Origin of the sequence: Tomitella biformata AHU 1821 (assembly GCF_000524475.1) — a bacterium.
Lineage (GTDB): Bacteria > Actinomycetota > Actinomycetes > Mycobacteriales > Mycobacteriaceae > Tomitella > Tomitella biformata.
On the sequence record NZ_BAVQ01000087.1, the window covers coordinates 1 to 478 of the forward strand.

Consider the following 478-nt stretch of genomic DNA (forward strand, 5'->3'; position numbering starts at 1 on the left):
CGGGGCATGCCCTGGTTCGAGGGCGATGTGGAGCCGGAGCAGGTCCCAGAGAAGTACCGCCTGGGCCGGGCGTATATCCCCAAGACCCGGTACCTGGACCCGGAGTTCTTAAAGCTCGAGCAGGACAAGCTGTTCCCGAAGACCTGGCAGATCGCGTGCCGGTCCGAGGAACTGCCCGATGTGGGCTCGTTCGTGGAGTACGCGGTGGGCGACTACTCGATCCTGGTGGTGCGCGAGTCGAAGACCTCGATCCGCGCCTACCACAACTCCTGCCGGCACCGCGGCACCCGCTTGGCCCGTGGCCGCGGCCGGGTGGGCTCGCTGATCTGCCCGTTCCACGGCTGGCGCTGGAACCTTGACGGCTCGATCCGCCTGGTCCTGGACCGCGAGGAGTTCGTGCCGCGCTCGGATGACGACTTGGGCCTGGCGACGGTGTTGGCGGAGCAGTGGGGCGGCTTCGTGTTCATCAACATGGACC

Annotated in this window: 1 protein-coding gene; it reads left to right on the forward strand. The window is 67.2% G+C overall.

Annotation, left to right across the window (positions count from 1 at the left end; genetic code table 11):
* Nucleotides 1-478: aromatic ring-hydroxylating oxygenase subunit alpha (locus TBIF_RS21845; RefSeq protein WP_024796870.1), on the forward strand; the 478-nt coding region annotated here is incomplete at both ends.